The organism is Zestomonas insulae (assembly GCF_016901015.1).
Classification (GTDB): Bacteria; Pseudomonadota; Gammaproteobacteria; order Pseudomonadales; family Pseudomonadaceae; genus Aquipseudomonas; species Aquipseudomonas insulae.
On sequence record NZ_JAFEUP010000006.1, the window covers coordinates 101512 to 124861 of the forward strand.

At 60.9% G+C, this 23350-nt stretch carries 22 protein-coding genes; 8 read left to right on the plus strand and 14 right to left on the minus strand.

Features of this window, described 5'->3' with window-relative positions:
• Positions 1-25: 25 nt before the first annotated feature.
• Entirely contained in the window at positions 26-349 is a 324-nt protein-coding gene (locus JQX08_RS19045) for a hypothetical protein (RefSeq protein ID WP_205349997.1), read from the minus strand.
• A gap of 171 nt (positions 350-520) precedes the next feature.
• On the opposite strand from JQX08_RS19045, the gene JQX08_RS19050 reads away from it, so the two are divergent.
• On the plus strand, positions 521-934 hold the full coding sequence (locus tag JQX08_RS19050) for a hotdog domain-containing protein (protein ID WP_205349998.1): 414 nt from the start codon (positions 521-523) through the stop codon (positions 932-934).
• 179 nt (positions 935-1113) lie between these two features.
• Here JQX08_RS19050 and JQX08_RS19055 read toward each other — a convergent pair whose 3' ends face one another.
• The 5 genes from JQX08_RS19055 to JQX08_RS19075 form a co-directional block, all read right to left on the minus strand.
• Positions 1114-2265 carry an acyl-CoA dehydrogenase family protein gene (locus JQX08_RS19055; RefSeq protein ID WP_205349999.1) on the minus strand — a complete coding sequence of 384 codons (1152 nt, stop codon included), beginning with the start codon at positions 2263-2265 and terminating at the stop codon, positions 1114-1116.
• A 12-nt stretch (positions 2266-2277) separates the two neighbouring features.
• Positions 2278-3369 carry an enoyl-CoA hydratase/isomerase family protein gene (locus JQX08_RS19060; RefSeq protein WP_205350000.1) on the minus strand — a complete coding sequence of 364 codons (1092 nt, stop codon included), beginning with the start codon at positions 3367-3369 and terminating at the stop codon, positions 2278-2280.
• On the minus strand, positions 3369-4262 hold the full coding sequence (gene mmsB, locus JQX08_RS19065; RefSeq protein ID WP_205350001.1) for a 3-hydroxyisobutyrate dehydrogenase: 894 nt from the start codon (positions 4260-4262) through the stop codon (positions 3369-3371). The genes JQX08_RS19060 and mmsB overlap by 1 nt, the downstream gene beginning before the upstream one ends.
• Before the next feature lie 86 nt (positions 4263-4348).
• Positions 4349-5122 carry an enoyl-CoA hydratase gene (locus tag JQX08_RS19070; protein ID WP_205350002.1) on the minus strand — a complete coding sequence of 258 codons (774 nt, stop codon included), beginning with the start codon at positions 5120-5122 and terminating at the stop codon, positions 4349-4351.
• 75 nt (positions 5123-5197) lie between these two features.
• Positions 5198-6709: a CoA-acylating methylmalonate-semialdehyde dehydrogenase gene (locus JQX08_RS19075; RefSeq protein ID WP_205350003.1), complete on the minus strand. Its 1512-nt coding sequence runs from the start codon at positions 6707-6709 to the stop codon at positions 5198-5200.
• A 147-nt stretch (positions 6710-6856) separates the two neighbouring features.
• Between JQX08_RS19075 and JQX08_RS19080 the strand changes: the two genes are divergently transcribed.
• The 7 genes from JQX08_RS19080 to JQX08_RS22265 all read left to right on the plus strand — a co-directional run bounded on the left by JQX08_RS19080 (position 6857) and on the right by JQX08_RS22265 (position 12906).
• A complete protein-coding gene (locus JQX08_RS19080; protein WP_205350004.1) occupies positions 6857-7756 on the plus strand; it encodes a LysR family transcriptional regulator in 900 nt (299 codons plus the stop codon).
• A gap of 212 nt (positions 7757-7968) precedes the next feature.
• Positions 7969-9204 carry a phage integrase central domain-containing protein gene (locus JQX08_RS19085; RefSeq protein ID WP_205350005.1) on the plus strand — a complete coding sequence of 412 codons (1236 nt, stop codon included), beginning with the start codon at positions 7969-7971 and terminating at the stop codon, positions 9202-9204.
• Positions 9205-9219: 15 nt separating this feature from the next.
• Entirely contained in the window at positions 9220-9771 is a 552-nt protein-coding gene (locus tag JQX08_RS19090; RefSeq protein WP_205350006.1) for a hypothetical protein, read from the plus strand.
• Positions 9772-9866: 95 nt separating this feature from the next.
• Entirely contained in the window at positions 9867-10076 is a 210-nt protein-coding gene (locus tag JQX08_RS19095; protein WP_205350007.1) for an AlpA family phage regulatory protein, read from the plus strand.
• The gene (locus JQX08_RS19100; RefSeq protein WP_205350008.1) at positions 10073-10420 is read left to right on the plus strand and encodes a hypothetical protein; all 348 of its coding nucleotides are present in this window, start codon (positions 10073-10075) and stop codon (positions 10418-10420) included. The genes JQX08_RS19095 and JQX08_RS19100 overlap by 4 nt, the downstream gene beginning before the upstream one ends.
• Positions 10421-10567: 147 nt before the next feature.
• Complete coding sequence (locus JQX08_RS19105; RefSeq protein WP_205350009.1) at positions 10568-12313, plus strand: AAA family ATPase; 1746 nt, start codon at positions 10568-10570, stop codon at positions 12311-12313.
• Positions 12310-12906, plus strand: a complete 597-nt coding sequence (locus tag JQX08_RS22265) for a hypothetical protein (protein WP_239482265.1) — start codon at positions 12310-12312, stop codon at positions 12904-12906. The genes JQX08_RS19105 and JQX08_RS22265 overlap by 4 nt, the downstream gene beginning before the upstream one ends.
• A gap of 149 nt (positions 12907-13055) precedes the next feature.
• Here JQX08_RS22265 and JQX08_RS19115 read toward each other — a convergent pair whose 3' ends face one another.
• From JQX08_RS19115 to JQX08_RS19150, 8 genes are all read right to left on the minus strand, one after another.
• On the minus strand, positions 13056-14522 hold the full coding sequence (locus tag JQX08_RS19115) for a hypothetical protein (protein WP_239482266.1): 1467 nt from the start codon (positions 14520-14522) through the stop codon (positions 13056-13058).
• 224 nt (positions 14523-14746) lie between these two features.
• The gene (locus JQX08_RS19120) at positions 14747-16312 is read right to left on the minus strand and encodes a peptidoglycan-binding protein (protein WP_205350010.1); all 1566 of its coding nucleotides are present in this window, start codon (positions 16310-16312) and stop codon (positions 14747-14749) included.
• A gap of 9 nt (positions 16313-16321) precedes the next feature.
• A complete protein-coding gene (locus JQX08_RS19125) occupies positions 16322-17761 on the minus strand; it encodes an ATP-binding protein (RefSeq protein WP_205350011.1) in 1440 nt (479 codons plus the stop codon).
• A gap of 3 nt (positions 17762-17764) precedes the next feature.
• Positions 17765-20257: an Hsp70 family protein gene (locus tag JQX08_RS19130; protein WP_205350012.1), complete on the minus strand. Its 2493-nt coding sequence runs from the start codon at positions 20255-20257 to the stop codon at positions 17765-17767.
• Positions 20254-20628 (minus strand): hypothetical protein, encoded by a 375-nt coding sequence (locus JQX08_RS19135; RefSeq protein WP_205350013.1) that lies wholly within the window; start codon positions 20626-20628, stop codon positions 20254-20256. Before JQX08_RS19135 ends, JQX08_RS19130 begins: the two co-directional genes overlap by 4 nt.
• 530 nt (positions 20629-21158) lie before the next feature.
• Positions 21159-21686: an inorganic diphosphatase gene (ppa, locus tag JQX08_RS19140; RefSeq protein WP_205350014.1), complete on the minus strand. Its 528-nt coding sequence runs from the start codon at positions 21684-21686 to the stop codon at positions 21159-21161.
• 76 nt (positions 21687-21762) lie between these two features.
• Positions 21763-22581 carry a M90 family metallopeptidase gene (locus JQX08_RS19145; protein WP_205350015.1) on the minus strand — a complete coding sequence of 273 codons (819 nt, stop codon included), beginning with the start codon at positions 22579-22581 and terminating at the stop codon, positions 21763-21765.
• A gap of 6 nt (positions 22582-22587) precedes the next feature.
• Complete coding sequence (locus JQX08_RS19150) at positions 22588-23247, minus strand: DedA family protein (protein WP_205350016.1); 660 nt, start codon at positions 23245-23247, stop codon at positions 22588-22590.
• Between the last annotated feature and the right edge of the window lie 103 nt (positions 23248-23350).

Here is a 23350-nt window from a genome sequence, read left to right on the forward strand (position 1 = left end):
TCCGCCATCCTGCCGCAACAGGGGCTTAGGCGCTGTGCTGATCGGCGCTGTCGCGCTCGGGCTGGCGCTTCGGCGCCGGCGCCTCGCCGTCACCTTCGGCCTTGTCCCGTTCGGCCGGCGGCGCCTGGTCGAGCCAGTCCTCGGTGGACTTCTGCGCCTGGTCGATCTTCTCGTTGAGCTGCTTGGTGGTGTCGTTGATGACCTCGCGGGCCGCCTGCTCGACCTGCTGCTTGGCCTCGTCGGCGAGCTTCTGCGCGGCGTTTTCAGCGGCGTCGCAGCCGGCCAGGGTCAGCAGCACGGCGAGGCCGGCGATGCGCAGCGGAGCGAGGAACGGGGCGGGGGTGAACATGCGGGGCTACCTCAAACGGGAACAGGAACGCGCGGCGCGCGGCCGGGATAGATAGTAAGAAGCCGCGCGCGCCGCTGCGCAGGGGCTTATTTGCAAATTGTTGCGGGTCGCCTTGGCAGGTACCCTCAGCGCTCGGGCCGTTGCCGGCCGCGGTCTTTCAGGAGTTTCCACGTGGTAGACAAAGAAACGCTCGCGCAATTCATCCGCACCGAGTTCCCGCAGACCCGGGTGGTCATCGACTCGGTGGGGCAGCGCGCCGCCACGGTGTCGCTGGACGTCGACGACAGCGACCTGCGCCCCGGCGGTACGGTGTCCGGGCCGACCATGATGGCGCTGGCGGATGTCGCGCTGTATGTCGCGGTACTGGGTGAGATCGGCATCGTGCCGCTGGCGGTGACCACCAACCTGACCATCAACTTCCTGCGCCGCCCGGCGGCCGGCCAGCGCCTGCGCGGCGAGTGCCAGCTGATGAAGGTCGGCAAGAGCCTGGCGATCGGCGAGGTGTCGCTGTACTCGGCGGGCAACGACGAGCCGGTGGCGCACGTCGTCGGCACCTATGCCATCCCGCCGCAGCACCTGCGCTAGGTTCTGCACCAAAACTGCCTGCGCTCGGTGAGGCTGCGTTAAAAACAGGCTCGGACTGCTCATTTACAACTCGTAAACTCCGCGTCCTCGCCTGTTTTTGCCTTGCCTGACCTTCGCTCGGCGACTTTTCGTGCAGAACCCCGTTCAGCACGCCGCCCGCTGTCAGACCGGCGGCGGTCTCACAGGCCGTAGTGGGCCAGTTCGCGGGCGATCAGCAGGCGTTGCACTTCGCTGGTGCCTTCGTAGATCTGCGTGATGCGCGCGTCGCGGTAGTACTTCTCCACCGGGTAGTCCTCCAGGTAACCGTAGCCACCGTGGATCTGCACGGCGCTGGAGCAGACCTTCTCGGCCATCTCCGAGGCGAACAGCTTGGCCTGCGAGGCCTCCGACAGGCACGCCTGGCCGGCGCTCTTCAGCCGCGCGGCGTGCAGCACCAGCAGACGCGTGGCATTGAGCTGGGTGTGCATGTCGGCGAGCAGGTTGGCGACGCTCTGGTGTTCGATGATCGGCTTGCCGAACTGGATGCGCTCGCGGGCGTAGACCAGCGCCGCCTCGAACGCCGCGCGGGCGATGCCGAGCGCCTGGGCGGCGATGCCGATGCGCCCGCCTTCGAGATTCGACAGGGCGATGGCCAGGCCCTTGCCGCGCTCGCCGAGCAGGTTGGCTTCGGGAATGCGGCAGTTGCTCAGGGTCACCGCGCAGGTGTCGGAGGCCTTGATGCCCATCTTGTGCTCGCTGCGGTCGACCACGAAGCCGGGCGTGTCGGTCGGCACCAGGAACGCCGACAGGCCTTTCTTGCCGAGTTCCGGGTCGCTCACCGCGAAGACGATCGCCAGCTTGGCGCGCTTGCCGTTGCTGACGAACTGCTTGGCGCCGTTGAGCACCCACTGGCCGTCCACCAGCTCGGCGCGGGTGCGCAGGTTGTGCGCCTCCGAGCCGGCCTGCGGCTCGGTCAGGCAGAAGCAACCGATCGCCTGGCCGCTGGCCAGCGCCGGTAGCCATTCCTGCTGTTGCGCCGGGTTGCCGTAGCGCAGCAGCGGCGCGCAACCGACCGAGTTGTGGATGCTCATCAGCGCGCCGGTGGCGCCGTCGCCGGCAGAGATTTCCTCCACTGCCAGGGCGTAGGCGACGAAGTCGATGTACGAGCCGCCCCATTGCTCGGGCACCACCATGCCGAGCAGGCCCAGCTCGCCCATCTGCGCCACCAGCGCGTCGTCGATCCAGCCGGCCTTCTCCATGGCCTGGGCCTTCGGGGCGATCTCGCGACGGGCGAAGTCGCGCGCCAGGTCGCGGATCATGCGTTGTTCTTCGCTCAGTTCGAGGTCATGCATCGGACGGTTCTCTCAGTGTTCGGCGGCCAGGCGCGCGGGGCGCTTGGCCGGTTTGCCGGGCTTGAAGCCGGCGAAGAAATCCTGCACCCGCGCCGGGTGCAGTTCCGCCAGGCTCGGCGGATTCCAGCGCGGCGTCTTGTCCTTGTCGACGATCAGCGCGCGCACGCCTTCCATGATGTCGCCCTTGGCGAACCATTGGCGGTCGAGGTGCAGCTCCAGTTCGAAGCATTCTGCCAGGCTCAGGCTGCGCCCGCGGCGCAGCTGTTCGAGGGTCACGGCCAGCGCCAGCGGCGAACGGCTGTCGAGCAGCTTGAGGGTTTCCTCGGCCCAGTCACGGTATTCGCCACGCTGCTCGCTGGCCAGCGAGGCGCGGATCGCCGTCAGGTCGGCGTGGCAGAAGTGCTCGTCGATGGCCGGGCGCAGCGCGCGCAGTTCGGCACCGGCGAGCTTGTTGCTGGCCAGCGTGGCGAGCAGGCTGCGCAACGCTTCCTGCGGGTGACCGGTCCACTCCATCTGGTCCAGGCAACGGTCCAGTTCAGCGAACTGGCTGGCCGGCAGGCACCAGTCGGCGAGGCGCGTGTACAGCGCATCGGCGGCGCGCACATGGGCGCCGGTGAGGCCCAGGTAGATGCCCAGCTCGCCGTCCAGGCGCGACAGGAAGTAGCTGCCGCCGACGTCGGGGAAGTAGCCGATGCCGGTTTCCGGCATGCCCATCTTCACCCGCTCGCTGACCACCCGCAGCGCGGCGCCCTGCACCAGGCCCATGCCGCCGCCGAGAACGAAGCCGTCCATCAGCGCGAGGAGCGGTTTCGGGTAGTGGTAGAGGTATTCGTCGAGGGCGTATTCCTCCTCGAAGAACACCTGGTGCAGGTCGTCGCCGGCGCGGTAGCTGTCGTACAGCGAGCGGATGTCGCCGCCGGCGCAGAAGGCCTTTTCGCCGCTGCCGCGCAGCACCACGGCGAGAATCTGCGGGTCGTCCTGCCAGGCCTGCAGCTGCTGCCACAGGCTGCGGATCATCGGCAGGTTGAGGGCGTTGAGGCCGCTCGGGCGGTTCAGGGTCAGGTGGCCGATGCGGTTGCGCACCGCGCTGAGGACTTCGTTCATCACTCGTGCTCCGCACGGTACAGGTTGATGATCGCCGAGAAGTCCAGCGCGCCGTGCCCTTGCTGGCTGAAGCTCTGGTACAGCTGCTGCGCGGCGGCGCCGAGCAGCACCGGCTGCTTCGCCTGGCGGGCCGCCTCGGTGGCCAGGCCGAGGTCCTTGAGCATCAGGTCGGCGCCGAAGCCGCCACTGTAGCCGCGCGCCGCCGGCACGTTGTCCATCACCCCGGGGAACGGGTTGTAGGTGTCCGAGCTCCAGCAGCGGCCGCTGGAGGTGTTGATCACCCCGGCCAGCACACTGGCGTCCATGCCCAGCGCTACGCCGAGGGCCATGGCCTCGGCGACGCCGATCATCGAGATGCCCAGCAGCATGTTGTTGGCGACCTTGGCCACTTGGCCGTTGCCGGCGCCGCCGCAATGCACGATGTTCTTGCCCATCGCGGCGAGAATCGGCTGGGCGTAGGCGAAGTCGGCCGCCTCGCCGCCGACCATGAAGGTCAGGGTGCCGGCCGCCGCGCCGCCGGTGCCGCCGGACACAGGCGCATCGAGCATCGGGTTGCCGTGCGCGGCGGCGGCCTTGGCCACTTCGCGGGCGCTGTGCGGGTCGATGGTCGACGAGTCGATCAGGCGCACGCCGGCGCGCACATGGGCGAGCAGGCCGTCCTCGCCGAGGTACACGCCTTTCACATGGGCGGCGGCCGGCAGCATGGTGATGATCACTTCGACATCCGCCGAAGCAAGCAGCGCCGGAGAGTCGGCGGCTTGGGCGCCGGCTTCCACCAAGCCGGCGACAGCGCTAGCGGAGAGGTCGAAGACGGTCAGGCTATGACCGGCCTTGAGCAGGTTACGGGCCATGGGCGCGCCCATGTTGCCGAGACCGAGAAAACCGATATGCATGGGGAGAGTCCTTTGCTTCTTGTTAGATGGCCGCGCGTGAAGGCATTGGCGGTGCTGCCTCTCCCGCCGGGGGAGAGAGGCGTTCCTCAGCGATGCGTGAACTGCGGCGGGCGCTTCTCGACGAAGGCCGCCATGCCTTCCTTCTGGTCGGCGGTGGCGAACACCGCGTGGAAGATCCGCCGCTCGAAGCGCAGGCCTTCACTGAGGCTGCCCTCGAAGGCGCGGTTGACGCTTTCCTTGATCATCATGGTGGCGGTCAGCGATTTTGCGGCGATGCCTTCAGCGACCTTGAGGGTCTCTTCGAGCAACTGCTCTGCAGCGAACACGCGCGCCACCAGGCCGGCGCGCTCGGCTTCCTCGGCGGTCAACTGGCGGCCGGTGAGGCACAGCTCCATGGCCTTGGCCTTGCCCAGTGCGTGGGTCAGGCGCTGGGTGCCGCCGATCGCCGGCAGCACGCCGAGGGTGATCTCCGGCAGGCCGAAGCGCGCGTTGTCGGCGGCGTAGATGAAGTCGCACATCAGCGCCAGCTCGCAACCGCCGCCCAGCGCGTAGCCGGCCACCGCGGCGATGATCGGCTTGCGCCGGTTGGCGATGCGGTCGGCGGCGGCGAAGAAGTCGTCCAGGTAGATCTGCGGAAAACTCAGCTCGGCCATTTCCTTGATGTCGGCGCCGGCGGCGAAGGCCTTCGGCGAACCGGTGAGGACGATGCAGCCGATCGCCGGATCGGCCTCCAGGCGATCCAGTGCCTGGTTGAGTTCGGCGATCAGCTGGCTGTTCAGCGCGTTGAGCGCCTTGGGCCGGTTGAGGGTGATCAGCGCGACACGCTCGCGGATCTCCAGCAGCAGGGTTTCGTAGGACATGCAGAGCGCTCCGGTCGGCTCAGGGTCAACCCTCTCCCGGCTGCGGGAGAGGGTGAGGGCGAGGGGGTAGACGGCTTACTTGAGGGTGATGGTGGTGTTCACCGCGCCACCGACATCGTCTTCGTCGAACCAGCGTTCGGTGACGGTCTTGGTCTGGGTGTAGAACTGCACCACCTGCTTGCCGTACGGGCCCAGGTCGCCGAGCTTGGAGGCACGCGAGCCGGTGAAGGAGAACATCGGCACCGGCACCGGGATCGGCACGTTGATGCCGACCTGGCCGACGTCGATCTCTTCCTGGAAGTGCCGTGCGGCGGCGCCGGAACGGGTGAAGATCGCCGTGCCGTTGCCGTTCGGGTTGGCGTTGATCAGCTTGATGGCGTCGTCGAGGGTCGCCGCGTGCACCACGCAGAGCACCGGGCCGAAGATTTCTTCCTTGTAGATGCTCATCTCCGGGGTGACGCCGGAGAAGATGGTCGGGCCGACGAAGTTGCCCTGCGCGTAATCGGCGACGCTCGGGTTGCGGCCATCCAGGTCGAGGCTGGCGCCTTCGGCGACGCCGCGTTCGATCAGGCTGCTGACCCGGTCGAGGGCCGCACAGGAAACCAGCGGACCGACATCGGTGCCCGGCTCGACGCCGGCGTTGACCTTGAGGGTCTGGGCCTTCGCGACCAGGTCCGGCAGCCAGTTCTGCGCTTCGCCGACCAGCACCGCCACCGACAGTGCCATGCAGCGCTGGCCAGCAGCGCCGAAGGCCGCGCCGAGCAGGTTGTTGAGGGTCTGCTGCTTGTGCGCGTCGGGCAGGATGATCGCGTGGTTCTTCGCGCCCATCATGCACTGCACGCGCTTGCCGGCCTGGCTGGCGCGGTTGTAGACGTGGGTGCCGACCTTGGTCGAACCGACGAAGGACACCGCCTTGATGTCCGGGTGATCGCAGATCAGGTTCACCGCGTCGGCACCGCCGTGCACCACGTTGAGCACCCCGGCCGGCACGCCGGCCTCGAGGGCCAGTTCGGCGAGGCGCATGGTCACCATCGGGTCCTGCTCGGACGGCTTGAGGACGAAGGTGTTGCCGGTGGCGATGGCCATCGGGAACATCCACAGCGGGATCATCGCCGGGAAGTTGAATGGGGTGATGCCGGCGCACACACCGAGCGGCTGCTGCAGGGTGTAGGTGTCGACGCCGCCGGCGACGTTGTTGGCCAGCTCGCCGAGCTGCAGGTTGCCGATCCCGGCGGCGTGCTCGACCACTTCCAGGCCGCGGAACACGTCACCCTCGGCATCGGCCAGGGTCTTGCCCTGCTCGGCGGTGAGGATCGCCGCCAGCTCCTTCATGTTCTCGCGGATCAGTTGCTGGTACTTGAGGAAGATGCGGGCGCGCGCACCGATCGGCGTCTTGCGCCAGGTCTTGAATGCGGTATTGGCGCTGGCCACCGCGGCGTTCAGCTCCGCCTGGGTGGCGAAGGGGACGCGGGCGAGCACTTCCTGGGTCGCCGGGTTGACCACGTCGCGCCACTCGGTGGTTTGCGACTCGACCAGTTGGCCATCGATCAGCAGTTTGACGGTCGGAATTGCGGGCTTGGTTTGCATGGTGGTGGTTACTCCAGCCGGGGCGGCAGATGCAGAGGAAAAGGCAGGGACGGCATGCAATGATCCTAGCAGTGCATTTTTGCTGGTATCAATTGGCTTTCGTGCACTGCTATTCTGCGTTTTTGCACAGAAATGCCGAGTACCGCCATGGATTGGGACAACCTGCGCTATTTCCTCGCCCTGGCCCGCACGCGCAAGCTGACCACCGCGGCGCGCCAGCTGGCGGTCGATCACACTACGGTGTCGCGGCGCCTGCAGGCGCTGGAGAAGAGCCTCGGCACGCCGCTGTTCCTGCGCGGCAGCAGCGGCTACAGCCTGACCGAGGCGGGGCGCAACCTGCTGCCGCAGGTCGAGGCGATGGAGAGCGCCTACACCGCCATCGACCGCGCCAGCGAGGACTCGCACGGCAGCCTGTCCGGGCACGTGCGGATCGGCGCCACTGAAGGCTACGGCTCGCTGATGCTCGCCCCACAGCTGGCCGCGCTGACCCGTAAGCACCCCAACCTGGGCATCGACCTGCTCGCCGTGCCGCGCACCGTGCAGCTGTCGCGCCGCGAGGCGGACATCGTGGTCACCCTGGAGCGCCCGGAGCGCGGGCCGTACATCATCACCAAGCTCAGCGACTACGTGCTCAAGCTGTACGCCGCGCCGGACTACCTGCAGCGCCAGCCGGCGATCCAGAGCAAGGACGACCTGCGCGGGCACAGTTTCGTCAGCTACATCGACGATCTGCTGTACAGCAAGGAGCTGTTCTACCTCGACGAGATCGGCAAGCCGCGTCACATCGCCCTGCGCAGCACCAGCATCCTCGCCCAGCAGCAGGCCACCGCGGCCGGCGCGGGGATCGCCATCCTGCCGGCCTTCGCCGCCGACGCCGACCCGCGCCTGCAGTGCGTACTCGGCGAGGAGATCGCCTTCACCCGCACGTTCTGGATGCTGATGCCGATCGAGCTGAAGGACATCGCGCGGATGAAGACCACCTGGAGCTTCCTCCGCGAACAGGCGGCGGCCAGCCAGGCGGTGCTGATGGGGCGTGGCAACGGCTAGTCGGCGAGTTTTTCGCGGGCAATAAAAAAGCCGGCTTGTGGCCGGCGTTTTATTTGTTCGTAGGTTTTCGGTTTTTTCCGGAGGTCCTAGATTGTGTGAGGCTTTCAGCCTAATATCCGTCCGCAGTTGTTCGCTAAACCCTGCCCATTTCCGCGAGAAAATGGGGGGATAAGTGGGGGAACTGTTTATGTTCCCCCATCGCGGAGGCAGTCGTGGGCAAGCTCAATCCCAAGCAAGTCGAGAATCTAACGGAGCCAGGCACGTACGAGGACGGCGACGGGTTGCGTCTTGTCGTGAAGACCACCGGGCGCAAATCGTGGGTGTTCCGCTTCCAACTCGCCGGCAGGCGCCGAGAGATGGGTATGGGCGGCTATCCCGAGATGGGTCTAAAGGCCGTCCGCCTGGCAGTCGCCGCTCAACGCGCGCTGCTGGCGACTGGTGTAGATCCTATGGTCGCCCGTGACGCCGAGCGCGAGCGCCAGCGTGAGGCGCAGCGCATCAAGGAATCGAAGCGAATCACTTTCGAAGTGATGGCGACCGAGTACCGGGGCGCTCATGGAGGGAGCTGGTCGGAAAAGTGGCGTACTGGCTGGCTTCGCAAGCTGGAGCTGTATGTTTTCCCGGTTATCGGCAAGTTGGCGGTCAGTGAAATCGACACAGAGCGCGTTCTGCGCGTGTTGCAGCCGATCTGGGCGGCGAAGACCCGTACCGCTGACGAAGTGCGTGGGCAAATCGAGCAGGTGCTAGACGCAGCCAAGGCGCGCAGGCTGCGCGACGGCGACAATCCGGCTCGCTGGCGTGGCCATTTGGAAAACCTGCTAAGCAAGGCCGAAAAGAAGAAGGCCCGCAAGCGCCAACACTTCTCGGCAATGAGCTGGCAAGACGTGCCGGGGCTGATGACGACGCTTGCCGTGCATGAGTCTCGCACTGCTGTGGCTGCCCGGCTGCTGATCCTTGCCGGCGCCCGTGCGCAGATGGTCAGGTTTGCGGCGTGGGATGAGTTTGACCTAGTGGCTGGCATCTGGTCGCTGCCGGCTGAGCGAATGAAGATGCGCCAAGCCTTCGATATTCCCCTAGCGCCCGAAGTCGTGGAGCTGCTGCAAGGGTTGCCCCGCATCGAGGGCAGCCCATACCTATTCCCTGGCCAGGGCAAAACTGGGGTTATGCACGCCAACGCCATTCGTAATTTGTTGCATGGCCTGGGACATGGCGACGTAACCCGGCATGGCTTCCGGTCGAGCTTCCGTGACTGGGCAAATGAGCGAACCCATTACTCGCGTGAAGTGTGCGAGCTAGCGCTAGCCCATGATGAGCGCGGCCAGACTGAGGCCGCCTATTCCCGGTCGGACTTTTTTGAAAAGCGTCGCGCCCTGATGGCCGACTGGGCTTTGTTCATCACCACGCCGTCAGCGGCGAACGTCATCCAGGGCGACTTCAAACGAGCGTGAGCAAAGGATTGCACAATGGCTAAGCGAATTCGTATGGAAATGGCGAGGCCGGCGCGCCAGAAGCTGGCGGCGCTACCGGAACTTCCTCCTTTTCTTGAGGAGGATCTCAATGCTGCTAGAGAAGCATTGTTTGCCTTCTTGGCAGATTACAGTCGCCAGCCGATGCGTTGGGGCCTGGCTCGATTCGAGGACCTTCTTTTGCCTTATCGGGAACGTTACGACTTGGCATGGCGGAGAGTCGAAGACTACTCGCGAAATCCTGAGAAGCATCTCACGCAGAGGCTGGCTTTGCTGGCTCTCATTGAATTTAAAGACATCGTTGTTTCGGAGCATCACAGCCAGCTCGGCAAGCAGCCAAGGGGCGATAGGAGTAGCTCGGACGGCCAAAAGTGGTCCTGTGCCGAGATAGCTGAGGCTGCGCGCAGAATGGGTTACGCCAACAGTTCAGCAAAAAAAGAACTGATCCAAAGGCTGATGTCCCTTTCGGGTAAGGGTTGCAGGACCGTACAAAGGGCGCTTTGCAAGCATGACGTCTCTAGGCATAACAAGCGGAAGGAGTCCGCCTGAAAAAGCAAAACTGTCACAGCGCGTTGTGACAGTTTTCCCGCATAGATTGCACATCGTCCGCCGCCTGACGCGGCAAGCCGTAAGGAACCATGACGATGCTCGCAACAGCACAACCTACCCGCCGCATTCTGCGTCTGCCTACCGTGAAAGCAGCGACCGGGCTAGGGCGAACCAAAATCTATGACTTGATGAAGGAGGGTCGCTTTCCGAAGTCCCGCCGTATTGCTGGCGCCCGTGCGGTCGGCTGGGATTCGGGGGAAATTGAGGTGTGGATTGCTGAGCAGATGGGGGAGGTCGTGAAATGAAAAACGGCCACCCCATCTCGAAAGACGAAAGCAGCCGCGCGCACGGCAATTCTAGTACCGAAGCTGCGACCAAGATCGCCCGCATTCTGGCGCACCTACTGACCGGCGCGAGCACCAACCGCTTCGAGGCCGAAGGCTTAGGCGACCACTGCCTGAATAGCACCATTGCCATACTGGCTAATCGTCACGGACTGACCTTCGGGCGCCAGTCTGAGCGCGTCCCGAACCGCTGGGGGCAGCCTTGCCTTGTCACCCGCTATAGCTTGCCGGCCAGCGAGCAGGACAAGGCGCGCAAGGTGCTGGACCGCCTGAGTCGGCCCTCCCGTTCTGCCAGTGAGGAATGATTTCATGCCGACTATTTCCCCCCTGGTCGGGCCGGCCCCGGCTTGCCTTCTGAAAGTCGCTGTCTGGCTTTATCGTCATTCGCTGGCATGCGAGTTCCTGGCGCTGGCCGCTGTAGTCGGCTTGATTACCTTGGAGGCGTGGCGGTGATGGCCCACTACCAAGGCGGCCCGCTTGACCTGCTGCTATCGCGTCTGGAAGGCGCGAAGCGGCACGGCGAGCGGTACGTGGCTAAATGTCCAGCGCATCAGGACAAGTCCCCATCCCTGAGCCTCTCACGAGGCGATGATGGTCGCGCCCTGGTTCACTGCTACGCCGGCTGCGAACTCCGCGACGTTATGGCCGCTGTCGGCCTGGAGATGCGCGACCTGTTCCCGGAGAACCTGAGCCAAGAGCAGCGTCAGCAGTACCGGCGCGCCAAGTTGGAAGCTGAACTCCGCTTCGAGCGGCTGATTGTCGAGGCCGCGAAGGGGGAAGCTAAGGTCGGCACCCTGAGCGACCAAAGCGCTGCTCGGCTTGCTCTGGCTAAAGAGCGAACCGATCAGATAGAGGGCCAGCTAGCACGGCTGAGTAGCCAGCCAGAACCGTGTCATCCGATGTTGGTCGAAGTGGCTCTAGGCGACGTAATGAGCACGAATCTTCAGCCTGCGCGCCATGCTGTAAATCCGTGGATGCCGCGCCGGCATGTAACTCTATTCGGTGGGCATGGCGGGATCGGCAAATCGAGCCTGGCTCTTGCCATCGGAGCGCATGTTGCGTGCGGCCTGCCGTTCGCCGGCCTTGAAGTCGAGCAATCGCCCGTCCTGTTCGTGAGCCTGGAGGATGAGGCGAGCATTGTGCGGCTTCGCCTTCGTCGGATTATTGAAGCATACCGGCTGCCGGCTGCGCAGGTGCTGGCAGGTCTGCGCCTGCTAGACGGAACCCAAACCTTTGCCGCCTTGATGACCGAGGGCGATGGCTTCAACGCGGAGCCGATCTTCACTCCAGCTTTCCGCGAGATGTCGGACCATGTCGGAGGAGCTGGGCTGATTGTTATCGACAACGCTTCCGACGCCTTCGATGCCAACGAAAACAGCCGCCGCACGGTACGCGCTTTTGTTCGCGGCTTGGTCGATATCGCACGCAAGCACGATGCCGCCGTGGTGCTACTGGCGCATATCGACAAAGCCGCCGCCAGGGGCAACGCCAGTGGTAATAGTTACAGCGGGAGCACCGCTTGGCACAACAGCGCCCGTTCGCGCCTGGCGCTGCTGGAGGAAAATGGACGGATTCTGTTGGCGCACGAGAAGGCCAATCTGAGCGCACGCGCCGAGCCTGTGCCCGTTACGTTCGTGGATGGCGTGCCCTTGCCCGAAGTTGGTGTCCAGGGTGAGGGGCTGACCGCCGAAGACTTTGACCAAGCCGAGCTCATCCGGGCAATGAAGGCTGCCCATGATGCAGGTATCAGCGTGCCTTCTAGTACCGCCCCTGGTGCCCATTCAGCCATGAAGGCGCTGGAGTCGCTGCCAGAGTACGGGCAGGCCTTCCGGGGTAAGGTGGGAGGGCAGCGCGCCGCACGCGCCATTACCGCGCTGATCCGCAACAGGCGCATTCGGCGCGTCGAATACAAGACTCCCCAGCGCAAAACGCGCGAGCGCCTGGAGCTAGTCGAGCTGAGAGAAGTGACCAGCGAACAGGTTGAAAACGCGCTGACCTCCTGGTCCGAAAGTGCGCCGCGCCACCCCCCTATAACCCCCCAGCACATCGGCGCAGCGCATGGGGATGCTTGCGCCGGTGCGCCAAACCTGAACGGCGCAGCGCCGAACACCATCGGCGCGATCAGCGCAAGGGAGGACGCGCAAGAGAAGGTTGCCCTACCGGAGCGGTCCCCTGCATCGATGGAGTCGACGCAATGAGCGAATCACTAAAAATATCCCAGCGCAGCGATGAAACGCAGTCACAGGAATTGGCCCGCATAGGGCTGACCCCTGAGTGTCTGAGCGCGATCGTACTGGTTAAATGCAAAAATTTTGGCGACACACCCGTCACTGAAGTTGCGCAGGAACTGACTCGACAGACCACTGCTGTCAGTAGCGGCGACATGACTCGTGCAGAGAGCATGCTATTGGCCCAGGCACATGCCTTAGATGGGCTTTTTGCCACCCTGGCCTGTAGGGCTATGGAACAAAAACACTTGGAGAATATGGATAGATTTTTGCGGCTGGCGCTTAAGGCGCAGAACCAGAGCCGGGCCACCTTGCAGACCCTCGCGGATCTCAAGACTCCGAAGCAAATAGCCTTTGTGAAGCAAGCGAATGTCGGCAACCAGATTCAGGTCAATAACGGTACTCAGAAGCAGCCCGCGTGCGCGCGGAAAACCAAAAGAGCGCAAAACGAACTATTGGAGGTTGGGCATGAGCAACGGCTGGACACCAGGGCGAAAGGCGCGACAGGCAGCGTTGATTCGGAGATGGAGACCGTGGGAAAAAAGTACCGGGCCGCGAAGTAGAGAAGGGATAGCCGTGGCATCACGTAACGCCTGGAAGGGTGGGCTGAGGCCTCTAATGCGAGACCTCACGCTGCGTTTGCGGGAGCAGGATAAGCGCCGTCGTGAATTTGTGGAGCAGGAGTTACTCTAGGTTTACTCGGAAAAGGCCCTCACTGAAGCACGTCGCTTAGCCTTCGCATACCTGGTTTTTTAAAAGCCATACGAATCGCCTGCTCCAGGACATGGGTATTCGCCGCGTGGATGTACGAAAAGCCAACATAGGTCTTTTTGTCATCCTTGGCTCCGATGAAAAACGCGCCATCTGCAGTCCATACATGCACCTGCCCCCAAGAGCAACGAACCGGCTCGTTTGCTCCCAGAAATTTATGCTTGATCAACGTGATTCCATCGTCTCTAAGCGTTGCCTCGCCGAAGCGGACTTCGTTTCCGGCCTGTAAGGTCTCAAGTAACTCCGTCAGCAATCGAATGACGACTGCTCGCCACAGCTTTTCAAGGAAGGTGGAATATGTTGACTCCTTCTTTAGCTCAATAACTGCTTCTGAGCGATTATCCCCGAACGCAAGGGTATAAGTCGTGCCGGTTGGAATGCCGTTTATAGAGCGACGGACAGCGCCCCAGCGCACGCGCGTAACGGTGTCGAGCGGAAAGCGTTGATTGTTCCAGGCAAGCCCATCCGGCGAGATACTTAAAGTGTCTTTGAACATCAAGCCAACTTCAGCCTGATACGTGATCTCGCGAGCCCACTCATTTTTCTGCGCTTCAGTCTTCTTTCGGTTCTCAAAGATATCTGCGAGCGCCTCTGCATCCTGCTCGACACGCTCAGAAACTTCTGGCAATTCGGCAAATAGCTCTTGTATCAGCCCAGTGAGTCTCTGCGACTGGATAAGCATGTCGTGCTCGTTAAACAGATCAATCGCAAGACTGCGAATGGAGTACGCAATCTCGTGGCTAGGTTCGTGATCTATCCCCCTCGCTTTAGCACTCAACTGGATAGGTTGTGCGACCTTATCCCAATTGCGAGCAACCGCCTCGAGCTTGTCCACAATCGATTTTACGATGCTCTCGCCTGACTCCGCTGAGTCTCTAGCAGCTTTGATGAGCTTCTGGGCATTCTCTGCCTCTTTGTGGAGAAATCCCTGCGTTTCGACTGCGTAGCTATCCACGAGATCGTCTATCAGTTCTGGCGCATGATCCTGTCCGCCGCAGGTAATGCCGTCAACTGCCAAGGTCATAGCTTCAACAAGTGATGCGGCCGGAAGTCTATTCAAGGCATCTTTGATGGCATTGCGGTAGTAGCGCTTCCGCTCCGACAACTCAGACTCGACTAGATCAATACCCTTAACTTCAGGAAAACCCGATACCGAGCGATCTTCGTTGACGTCGCGTAGCACTTGTTCCGCCGATAGGTCATCAACCAAGTGCGCCATTTCCTGGATAAACTCGGCGACATCGTCTGCCGAATCGTTGCCATCCACTGCCTCAAAAGCCGCAGCGAGCAGATTCAGGTGCGCGAGTGTTGGCAGGCCTGACTCCTCGCGAATTGACATCGGGTCAGAATGCAGCGCAGAGACAAATTGCATGGCCTTCTTCGGTGAGACGCCCGGCAGCCAGGCCATTTCAGCGCTTAACCTCGTTCTGGGGCTGGTTAGCTCAGATCGCGCCTTTTGGCATGCGTCATGATCGAGCTCCAGCGACTTCTCCTCTGCTAGTTCAACGATGCGCCTTCGGTCATCCCTAGTGGTAGCGCCGAGCAACGCAAATGGATTTTGCTGAAAATGTGATCTCTGGGGACTTCGCTGACGTTCCATTTATCTTATCCACTCTTCAAGACTTCAGCGGCCTAATAACCGCGCCCCGCGCGTCTCTCGGCATCGCGCACCAACACCGCCTCTTGAGAGGTCAACATGGCATGATCGCATAGCGACGGATACCGCCCGTCAATACATTTGTCGAAGTTCGCTTTACGCTCCGCAGCGTCAACACGAGCTGCTTCTGACTGAGTCAGTAATGTATGGTCACACAGTGACGGATACCGCCCATCAATGCATTTGTCGAAGTTCGCTTTACGCTCCGCAGCGTCAACACGAGCTGCTTCTGACTGAGTCAGTAATGTATGGTCACACAGTGACGGATACCGCCCATCAATGCATTTGCCGAAGTTCGCTTTACGCTCCGCAGCGTCAACACGAGCTGCTTCTGACTGAGTCAGTAATGTATGGTCACACAGCGACGGATACCGCCCATCAATGCATTTGCCGAAGTTCGCTTTACGCTCCGCAGCGTCAACACGAGCTGCTTCTGACTGAGTCAGTAATGTATGGTCACACAGTGACGGATACCGCCCATCAATACACTTTTTGTAATTGTCCTTGTCTATGCTTGCTTCATTTGAATAAGTGACTCGCGGCTGACTGATAACAGTCTGCCCCCCATTCGCTCCTCGCATTGATTCGCGATCAGGCGAAGGAATAGGTCTCCGTGTAGTGGCATTTAATCGCGCAAGCAAAGCGCTGCTCGCAACTCCGTCGGAAGGGAGCCCGGTATCATTTTGAAAAGCTAATATTGCCGAACGCGTGCTGCTTCCAAAAAAACCATCTGCGCTCCCCGCGTTATAGCCAAACTCATTCAACCGGTGCTGAATGGCTTGAACCGTCGCATCTGGCGTGGGGCGAACTTGCGAAGGTGCCTTTGATCTCGTTGCTGCAGACGGGCTGCTAACGAACCTGCTACGACCCTCAGCCTGCAACTGACTACGATATGGTTCAATGTCTCTTCGCGCACTTTCGAGTGTGTTTTGTCGGTAGCGGAACTCACCACAGCGGCTGTTGTAGTCGTTGACATGGGCATTGAACAGATCAACGTCGGAGCCGACGTAGTTGTTGATCACGGATTTCGCAGCGTCCAGTCGAATTTTTTCAGCCAAACAGTAGCGGATCTGGGCAGTCGCAAGCACATTGTTACGACCGACAGAAGGTTTGTCCTCTGTTGGCCGACTCGGCACTTGAGGCTGCTCGGTCCTCGGTTTCCTGGCCGGAGCAGGGGCCACAGACGTCGAGGATGATCCAGGAGAATACGCCGGGCCAGAGGACTTATGATTGCCCGATTGGGCCGCAAACCACGCAAACCAGATGACGCCAATGACCGCGGCAACCCCAAACAGCCAAATGCCAATTGATGGGCTACCCGACGATTGAGCGGCTGGTCGATGGGTCTGCGGCTTCGGTTGGGGCTGCCCCTCAAGAATCTGGTCGCCTGTTCGCGTTGATCCCTGAGAAGCGGGTGAAGGCACGGAATTCGCCCGTTTCAGGGAGTTGGCGACTTCAGCCTCAACATCCGAAACCATCGACGAGAGGCCTGCAAAGCCCTTGCCCTCTTCTTGCTTTTTATGATCGTTTTCAGATGCCACGAACTTCTCTCAAATAAAGCCTATCCGACGGCGCGAGCTGCCTTCACGCTCCCTGGCGGGTGACGCATGCATCGCGAGCACGAGACTACCTTGGTCTAGCTTGTCCTTCCCAGAGCGCGCCGCAAGCCTTGCTCCCTCTCGTACAACAAACGCCACATCTGACAAGGGTCTTCCCGCCAGCTCCCTAACAAAAAAACTCGGATCGACGCCTTCTTCCTTCGGCAAGGTCAATAGGAGCTTCTCTAGCAACGACAGAACTTCGACCTCGCTAGCAAAATCAACTTTGACAATGTGATCGAAGCGCCCTCTACGCAAAATGGCCGGATCAATGATATCGATCCGGTTTGTCATCCCGACAATAAGCACTTCGTTCTTTGCAGCCTCCGGAATGCGGCGCAAAAACTCTGCGACCTCCTCGATACGATGGTGTCCGGCCCCCATCTCGCGATCAGCAAGAAATGCCTCCATCTCATCGATCACGAGGACAGACGGTGCGTTCTGGATTGCTTTATCGAAAACTTCCGCCACCTTCTTACTGGTTTCATGGATGTAGGGACTCGCGACGCTCGAAGCATCGATCTGGAAGCTCGGCCAACCAAGAAAGTCGATCAGTTGATCAACCGCAAAGGTTTTGCCGCACCCAGGTGGCCCATGCAAAACCACGGCAGATGGAAAGTCGATACCCAAGGCCTTGTAGCGGTCACGGTTCTGGACGATGTCGACAATGTGTTCATTAAAGAAAGCAGCGAGGTCAGGACGCCCAGCTAATTCAAAGACTGTGGCCGCAGGCTCCTTATTAGCCTTTGAGTCCTTTCCGTCCGCATGCTCTGCTGGTTCAGTGTTTGGCCGCGAAGACGAAACGAGAGCCCTGTCAGCCAGAATTACCTCCGCGACTTCAAATCCTGCGGCTTGGATCACCTCCTTGAGGTGGCCTGCGCCGAGCCAACTCATCGTCTGGTGAAGTCTACGAAATGATTTCGCAGAGACGCTGGCACCACCAGTAAGCCAGTAACCGAGGACAGCATCATCGTCAGTTCTGGAACTGATGCTGTAGGTTGGTAGAAGACGGCTGATCTTTTCGACGTACAAGGCGTCTTGCAATGGCGACTCCGGATCGATGTCACGCGTTGCCTTCAGAGCCAATGCAAACGACAGAGCCTCGACCTTCGTATCAGGAGAGCCCCCTTCGGTGACAGAGCAAAGAATCTGGCTTGATCCACAAGAAATCGCCCAAAGGCGATGGTTCCCAAAGTCGAATGAGCTGAAGAGACCTGCCTCAATCAATCCAGCGTCTATCCAACGATGGGCGAGTTCGTCATGCGCAACCAGCGCTCGCCCATCTCCTTGGGTCTCTAAAATTTGCCAGTTTGCCCCCCGGGATACCGCGATACGCGTCTTCGCACCATCCGGTAATGTGTGCCCAACTGGGAGCCAAGCATCGAGGGCCATAGGTCAACTCCGAACGATATTCGCGCCAGCCATCATTTCATCGTCGCCAGCTGAGCAGATACGCACCGAGTCGAGATGTTCGACTACCGCGCGCAGCTTGTCGAAATCGTTCGCCTTGAGCGCTTCGGCACCGGCAGCGACTAACTGCGCATGCTCTCTCGCATCCGGGAACAGGTACTCATCCTGCGCAAGCCAATTGAATCGATCGATTACAAACCAGTCCTGACGCCAAAGAATTGTGAAGCCCTTTCCGCGCAGATCATCCAGGTGAGATTCAAAGTCACCACTGTTGTTATCTACCGCTCGCTGAGCGGTCTTAACTAGGTTGTCGAAAGCATTGGCCTCTGTAGGGCGAGCATGCTCACGCACTGCGTGATCGAAGAGTTCGACAGTCTTATCCAGTTCAAGCTGGCGAATATCCCTCAAGTGTTCCTTGCGAGCGATAGCCAATAGCCGCTTGGCCTCCTGAACGTTATCCATTGCCTGCTTCGCCGTTTCGGGGTCTGATTCACCGGCCTTAATCGACTCAGCTTGCTTTAGCTTCTCTCGTGCTTGATCCAATCGTGGATCGTCAATTTTTGAAGCCATCTGCTCAAGGCGCTGAAGCGCATGCTTCGACTGCTCCTCCACGAGTTTTGATGCCTTTGTGTAGTCGATTTGGCCGTCTTGGCGGGAGTAGAAATTGCGACTGCTATGGAACGAACCACCGATCGAAGGTACAGAAACTTCCATCATGATGTTCCCGGAGTCGAGTACTTCGTACTCACAGATCATTTCAGCGCCTGCTGCGATGACGCCATCATCAAAGTCAGATCCGCCGATCTCGAACATCCCGATAAATCGATTGTCATTAACCGGGTCGGAGATCTCACCTTCCCACAGCTTGAACTTGATTGACCCGGTACTGCCTGCCTTTAGCGACTCCTCGGTTTTGAAAATCTTCTTGCCCTTTTTGGGCAATTGATCCCCTTCGCGAACCAAGTAATCGAGGACAAGTCGCCCGCCGAGCTTGTCGCGCGCCTCAACGCCAATCGAGTGGGAGGCGGGAATCGCATCGATGCTGGCTGCTGTTCGCGAGATAACGATCTTGTCATCTCGAAGTACGATTGGCCCACCCTTCGAGTCAAATACGAAAACCTTGAATGTGTTTTCCCCTGGCTTCGCAAGATTGAGCTCGACTGCGGCTCCGTCTTTGAGAGCCATCCGACCTGAAGACCAACCTGTGTCCAAGCTGTCAATCTGAAACTCAACGCCAGCCGCAGCATTCCCGCCAAGCTTGGCTACGACTTTCGCTTTCGAGTCCGGTGTCCGCGCGATGTAGTTGAAAGCGATATCTAGAGCCCCTCCCGTGCTGAGCGCTCCCCTGGCACTCTTCCGGCCGCGGCTTTGCGAGCCCCAGTCAATAGATTCGGCAAAGACGGCCGCACCTTCTGCCACAGCCGTCATGGGATTCACGTCTGTAGATGGCGCTATACCCAGTTCAAACGCAACTCGGTCACGCAGGGGCTTGTACTGCGTGGGCCCACCGACAAACACGACGCGTTCAACGTCGTGAGGACTTAGACCAGCTTTCTCAAGAGTTTCCCGAGCGGATAGAATCGACTCATTCACCTTGCTGGCAATCAACTCATCGAGAAGCTTTCTAGTGAAAGGGATGTCGACATATATTTCCGAGCCGGACTCATCACTAACACCAAGATCAGATTCTGTAAGGCTGATTACGGAATCTTCCTTGGCGGAAAGCTCGATCTTCGCCTTCTCTGAGGCCCAAAGACACATTCTCAGCAGTGATTTGTACTTTTGGCTCGCACTGAAATCTTCAGGGAGATCAAAGCTCGAAATAAGCCACGGCTTGACTACGTTATCGAGAATAGAGCGATCGAAGTCTGTGCCACCGCACATCGCGACGCCGCCGTGGGCCAGCAGGCTAACCCGACCACTGATACTTTCTGCGATGGCAATATCCAACGTTCCGCCACCGAGATCAAACACCAGAAAAACGCCATCACCTTTCCGCTGCTTCATGACACACATGACAGCCGCAACTGGCTCTTGCATCAACGCAACGCTGCCCAGGCCAGCCATTTCAGCTGCAGCCAGCGTTGCGTCCTTTTGCATCTGATTGAAGGCAGCAGGTACCGTAATCACAGTCCCCGTGTCTCCGCCATTCCTGATTTCCTCTGGGAGATAGCCGAAGCACAGCTTGAGAATCTCCGCTGAACACTCCTCCGGAGTCATCGTAATGGAGACTGCCGCCAGCTTTACCGGTGTGCTTGTTCCCATCATCCGCTTGAATTTTGTGGCAGCGTTATCAGGGTTCTTGGCGGCGCTATCGTATGCGCGCTTTCCCAAGTACTTGTTGCCTCGCCTATCAATGAAAATAGCGGATGGTGTGACATCATTTTGATCAGGGCTCTTGTAAAGGCGCACCGATTCCCCGTCGTAAGAGCAAATTGCACTGTTCGTTGTGCCGAGATCGATTCCGACGTATTTCATTCGTGCACCTTCCTAAGCATCACCGTGCCCTGTTTCCGTAAGCCCTCAGGCCCCATGATGATGGGCTCCACCATTTGATCGACCAGCAGCTGATCATCAGGACCAAAATCACCAATGTTTAGGGCGGAGGCAGCCATTCCTGGGTCGAATAGCTGGCCTTCAACGTTCACAAGCTTCAGCCCGCTGGCATCAAGGCTCTCTGCGACTTTCTTTTGAAAGTAGCGGAGTTGGTTGACATATCGGCCAGCTTCCCCTGCATCCAGCTTATTTACGACGCGCGAAAAAAGGCGTGAAAAACGCCAGCTTTCGACGGCTATGTCGATCAGAGAATGCTCCAACTGGTCAGTGGTATAGCCCTGCTCATGTGCCATTCGTTTCCCCCTATTAACAGCATCCTGAGGTCGACCCAGTTTCAGGGCCGGCACATATTGGGAATTTTTGGCGTTTCGGTCGTAGAGGACCCCGCCCCAGGCCCGAACTGGTGGGCGAGTTCGGCGGGTCTCATCCAATGCAGCGCAGAGTGGGGAAATCCCCGGTTATGGAACTCGCGCCCTGCTTCGATTTTGCGCCTGGCATCGTCGAGCGACAAGAACTAGGAGGCGCTCAGGCATTTCCAGGTGAAGTCTTCGACCACTGTCAGTATGCGCATACTGAATAGTCCCAGCACTTCTAGACAGGTCGCCGGTGTAGTCCTCAGCCCAATTGCTTGGCTCTGCCCCTGGTGGGTCGATCATCTGTCGACGCAAATCTAAGCTGAATTAACGGGCGAGCGTTCACGCGGCGTCGGAGTGGGGGGATAAGTGGGGGAACAAATCGAATAGAAGATGGGCGTGCCGCATTTTCGCACCTTGCGGGCATAAAAAAGCCGGCTTGTGGCCGGCTTTTCGGGGGTGGTTCGGGCTTATTTTTGATAAGCCGCTACCGCCTTCAAAATTTCTGCGCGGGCTGCGTCGGCGTTGCCCCAGCCTTCGACCTTGACCCACTTGCCCTTCTCGAGATCCTTGTAGTTCTCGAAGAAGTGCTTGATCTGCTCGAGCAGCAGGGCCGGCAGGTCGGTGTATTCCTGCACGTCTTTGTACAGCACGCTCAGCTTGTCGTGCGGTACGGCGATCAGCTTGGCGTCACCGCCGGCTTCGTCGGTCATGTTCAGCACGCCGACCGGACGGGCGCGGATCACGGCACCCGGAGCGACCGGATACGGGGTCACTACCAGCACGTCGAGCGGGTCACCGTCGTCGGCCAGGGTGTTGGGGATGTAGCCGTAGTTGGCCGGGTAGAACATCGGGGTGGCCATGAAACGGTCGACGAACAGGCAGTCGCTGTCCTTGTCGATTTCGTACTTGATCGGCGCGTGGTTGGCCGGGATCTCGATGGCGACGTAGATGTCGTTCGGCAGGTCTTTGCCGGCCGGGATCTTGCTGTAGCTCATGGGCGACTCCCAAAGGGTGGGCCTGAAAAAGTGGGCGCGATTATAGGCACATTCGCCGGGCGTTACTACGTCGCCTTTAGTCTTGATCGACCGGACGGTAATCGGGGTGCTCGCTCTGCAGACGCAGCAGCCGGGCCAGCGGGTCCTGGCGGTAGAACGCGCGCAGTTGCGCATAGACCGACGGGTAGGCCTCGGCGAGCAGGTCCGGCGCGGTGAAGAAGTATTCGCTGGCGACGGCGAAGAACTCCGCCGGGTTCTCTGCGGCGTAGGGGTCGATCGGCGTCTCGGCGTGTTCGTCGCGATCCAGCCGCGCGTTGAGGTCGTCGTAGGCGCCCTGCATGGCCGCCGCCCAGTCGCTGATGCGCATGTCGCGATGCAGCGGTGGCAGGCCGTTGGCGTCGCCGTTGAGCATGTCCAGCTTGTGCGCCAGCTCGTGGATCACCAGGTTGTAGCCTTCCCAGCCGCCGCTGCTCTGCACCCCGGGCCAGGCGAGGATCACCGGGCCGCGTTGCCAGGCCTCGCCGCTGCGCTCGTCGTCGTATTCGTGCTCGACGCCGCTGGCGTCGCGGTGGCGCTGTGGGCTGACGAAGTCGTCGGGGTAGAGAATGATTTCGTGGAAGCCGCCGTACCAGTTGAGGTCGGCGAGGTGCAGCAGCGGCAGCTGCGCCTGCACGGCGAGCAGCAGGCGCGCGGCGGCGTCGAGCGGCACGCCGGGCAGCGCGGTGAGGGTCTTGCTGTGCAGGAACAGCACGGCGCGCTGCAGCAGGCGCTGCTCCTCGTCGGCGCCGAGGCCGTCGAGGATCGGCAGCTGGGCGCGCACGCCGGCCCACAGCTGCGGGTCGATCGGGTGGCGGGCGAGGATGCGGCGGTGGCGCCAGCGGCGCAGTGACCACATCGACGTTCAGCCGACCTGTTCGGCGTCGCCCGGCGTGCGGCTCAGGCGGTGATGGATCAGGCTGATGAACATCGGCAGCAGCGACAGACCGATGATCGCCACCACCAGCAGCGACAGGTTCTGCTTGATGAACGGCACATTGCCGAAGAAGTAGCCGAGGGTGACCAGGCCGCCGACCCAGGCCAGGGTGCCGAGCACGCTGAAGGCCAGGAAGCGCGGGTAGGGCATCTTGCCGACCCCGGCGACGAACGGGGCGAAGGTCCGCACGATAGGCAGGAAGCGCGCCAGGGTCACGGTCTTGCCGCCATGCCGGTCGTAGAACTCGTGGGTGCGCTGCAGGTAGTCGCGGCGGAAGATCTTCGAGCGCGGATTGCGGAACAGCTTTTCCCCGGTCGTTCGGCCGATCACGTAGTTGGTGCTGTCGCCACTGATCGCCGCGACCATCAGCAGCCCACCGAGCAGCACCGGGTCCATGCTGCCGGTGGCGCACAGCGCGCCGGCAATAAACAGCAGCGAGTCGCCGGGCAGGAACGGCATCACCACCAGGCCGGTTTCACAGAAGATCACCAGGAACAGGATGGCGTAGATCCATGCGCCGTAGTTGGCGACCAACAAGTTCAGGTAGGTGTCGAGGTGGAGCAGCAGATCGATCGGGTTGAATTCCATGAGTCGCCTTTCGGGCCGAAACGCTGGCCGGGAGGGAGCGGGCTGCCGAGGGGAAGGGGCAACCGCGCAGCGGATGGAGCGGAGTATAAAACGAGATGCCGGG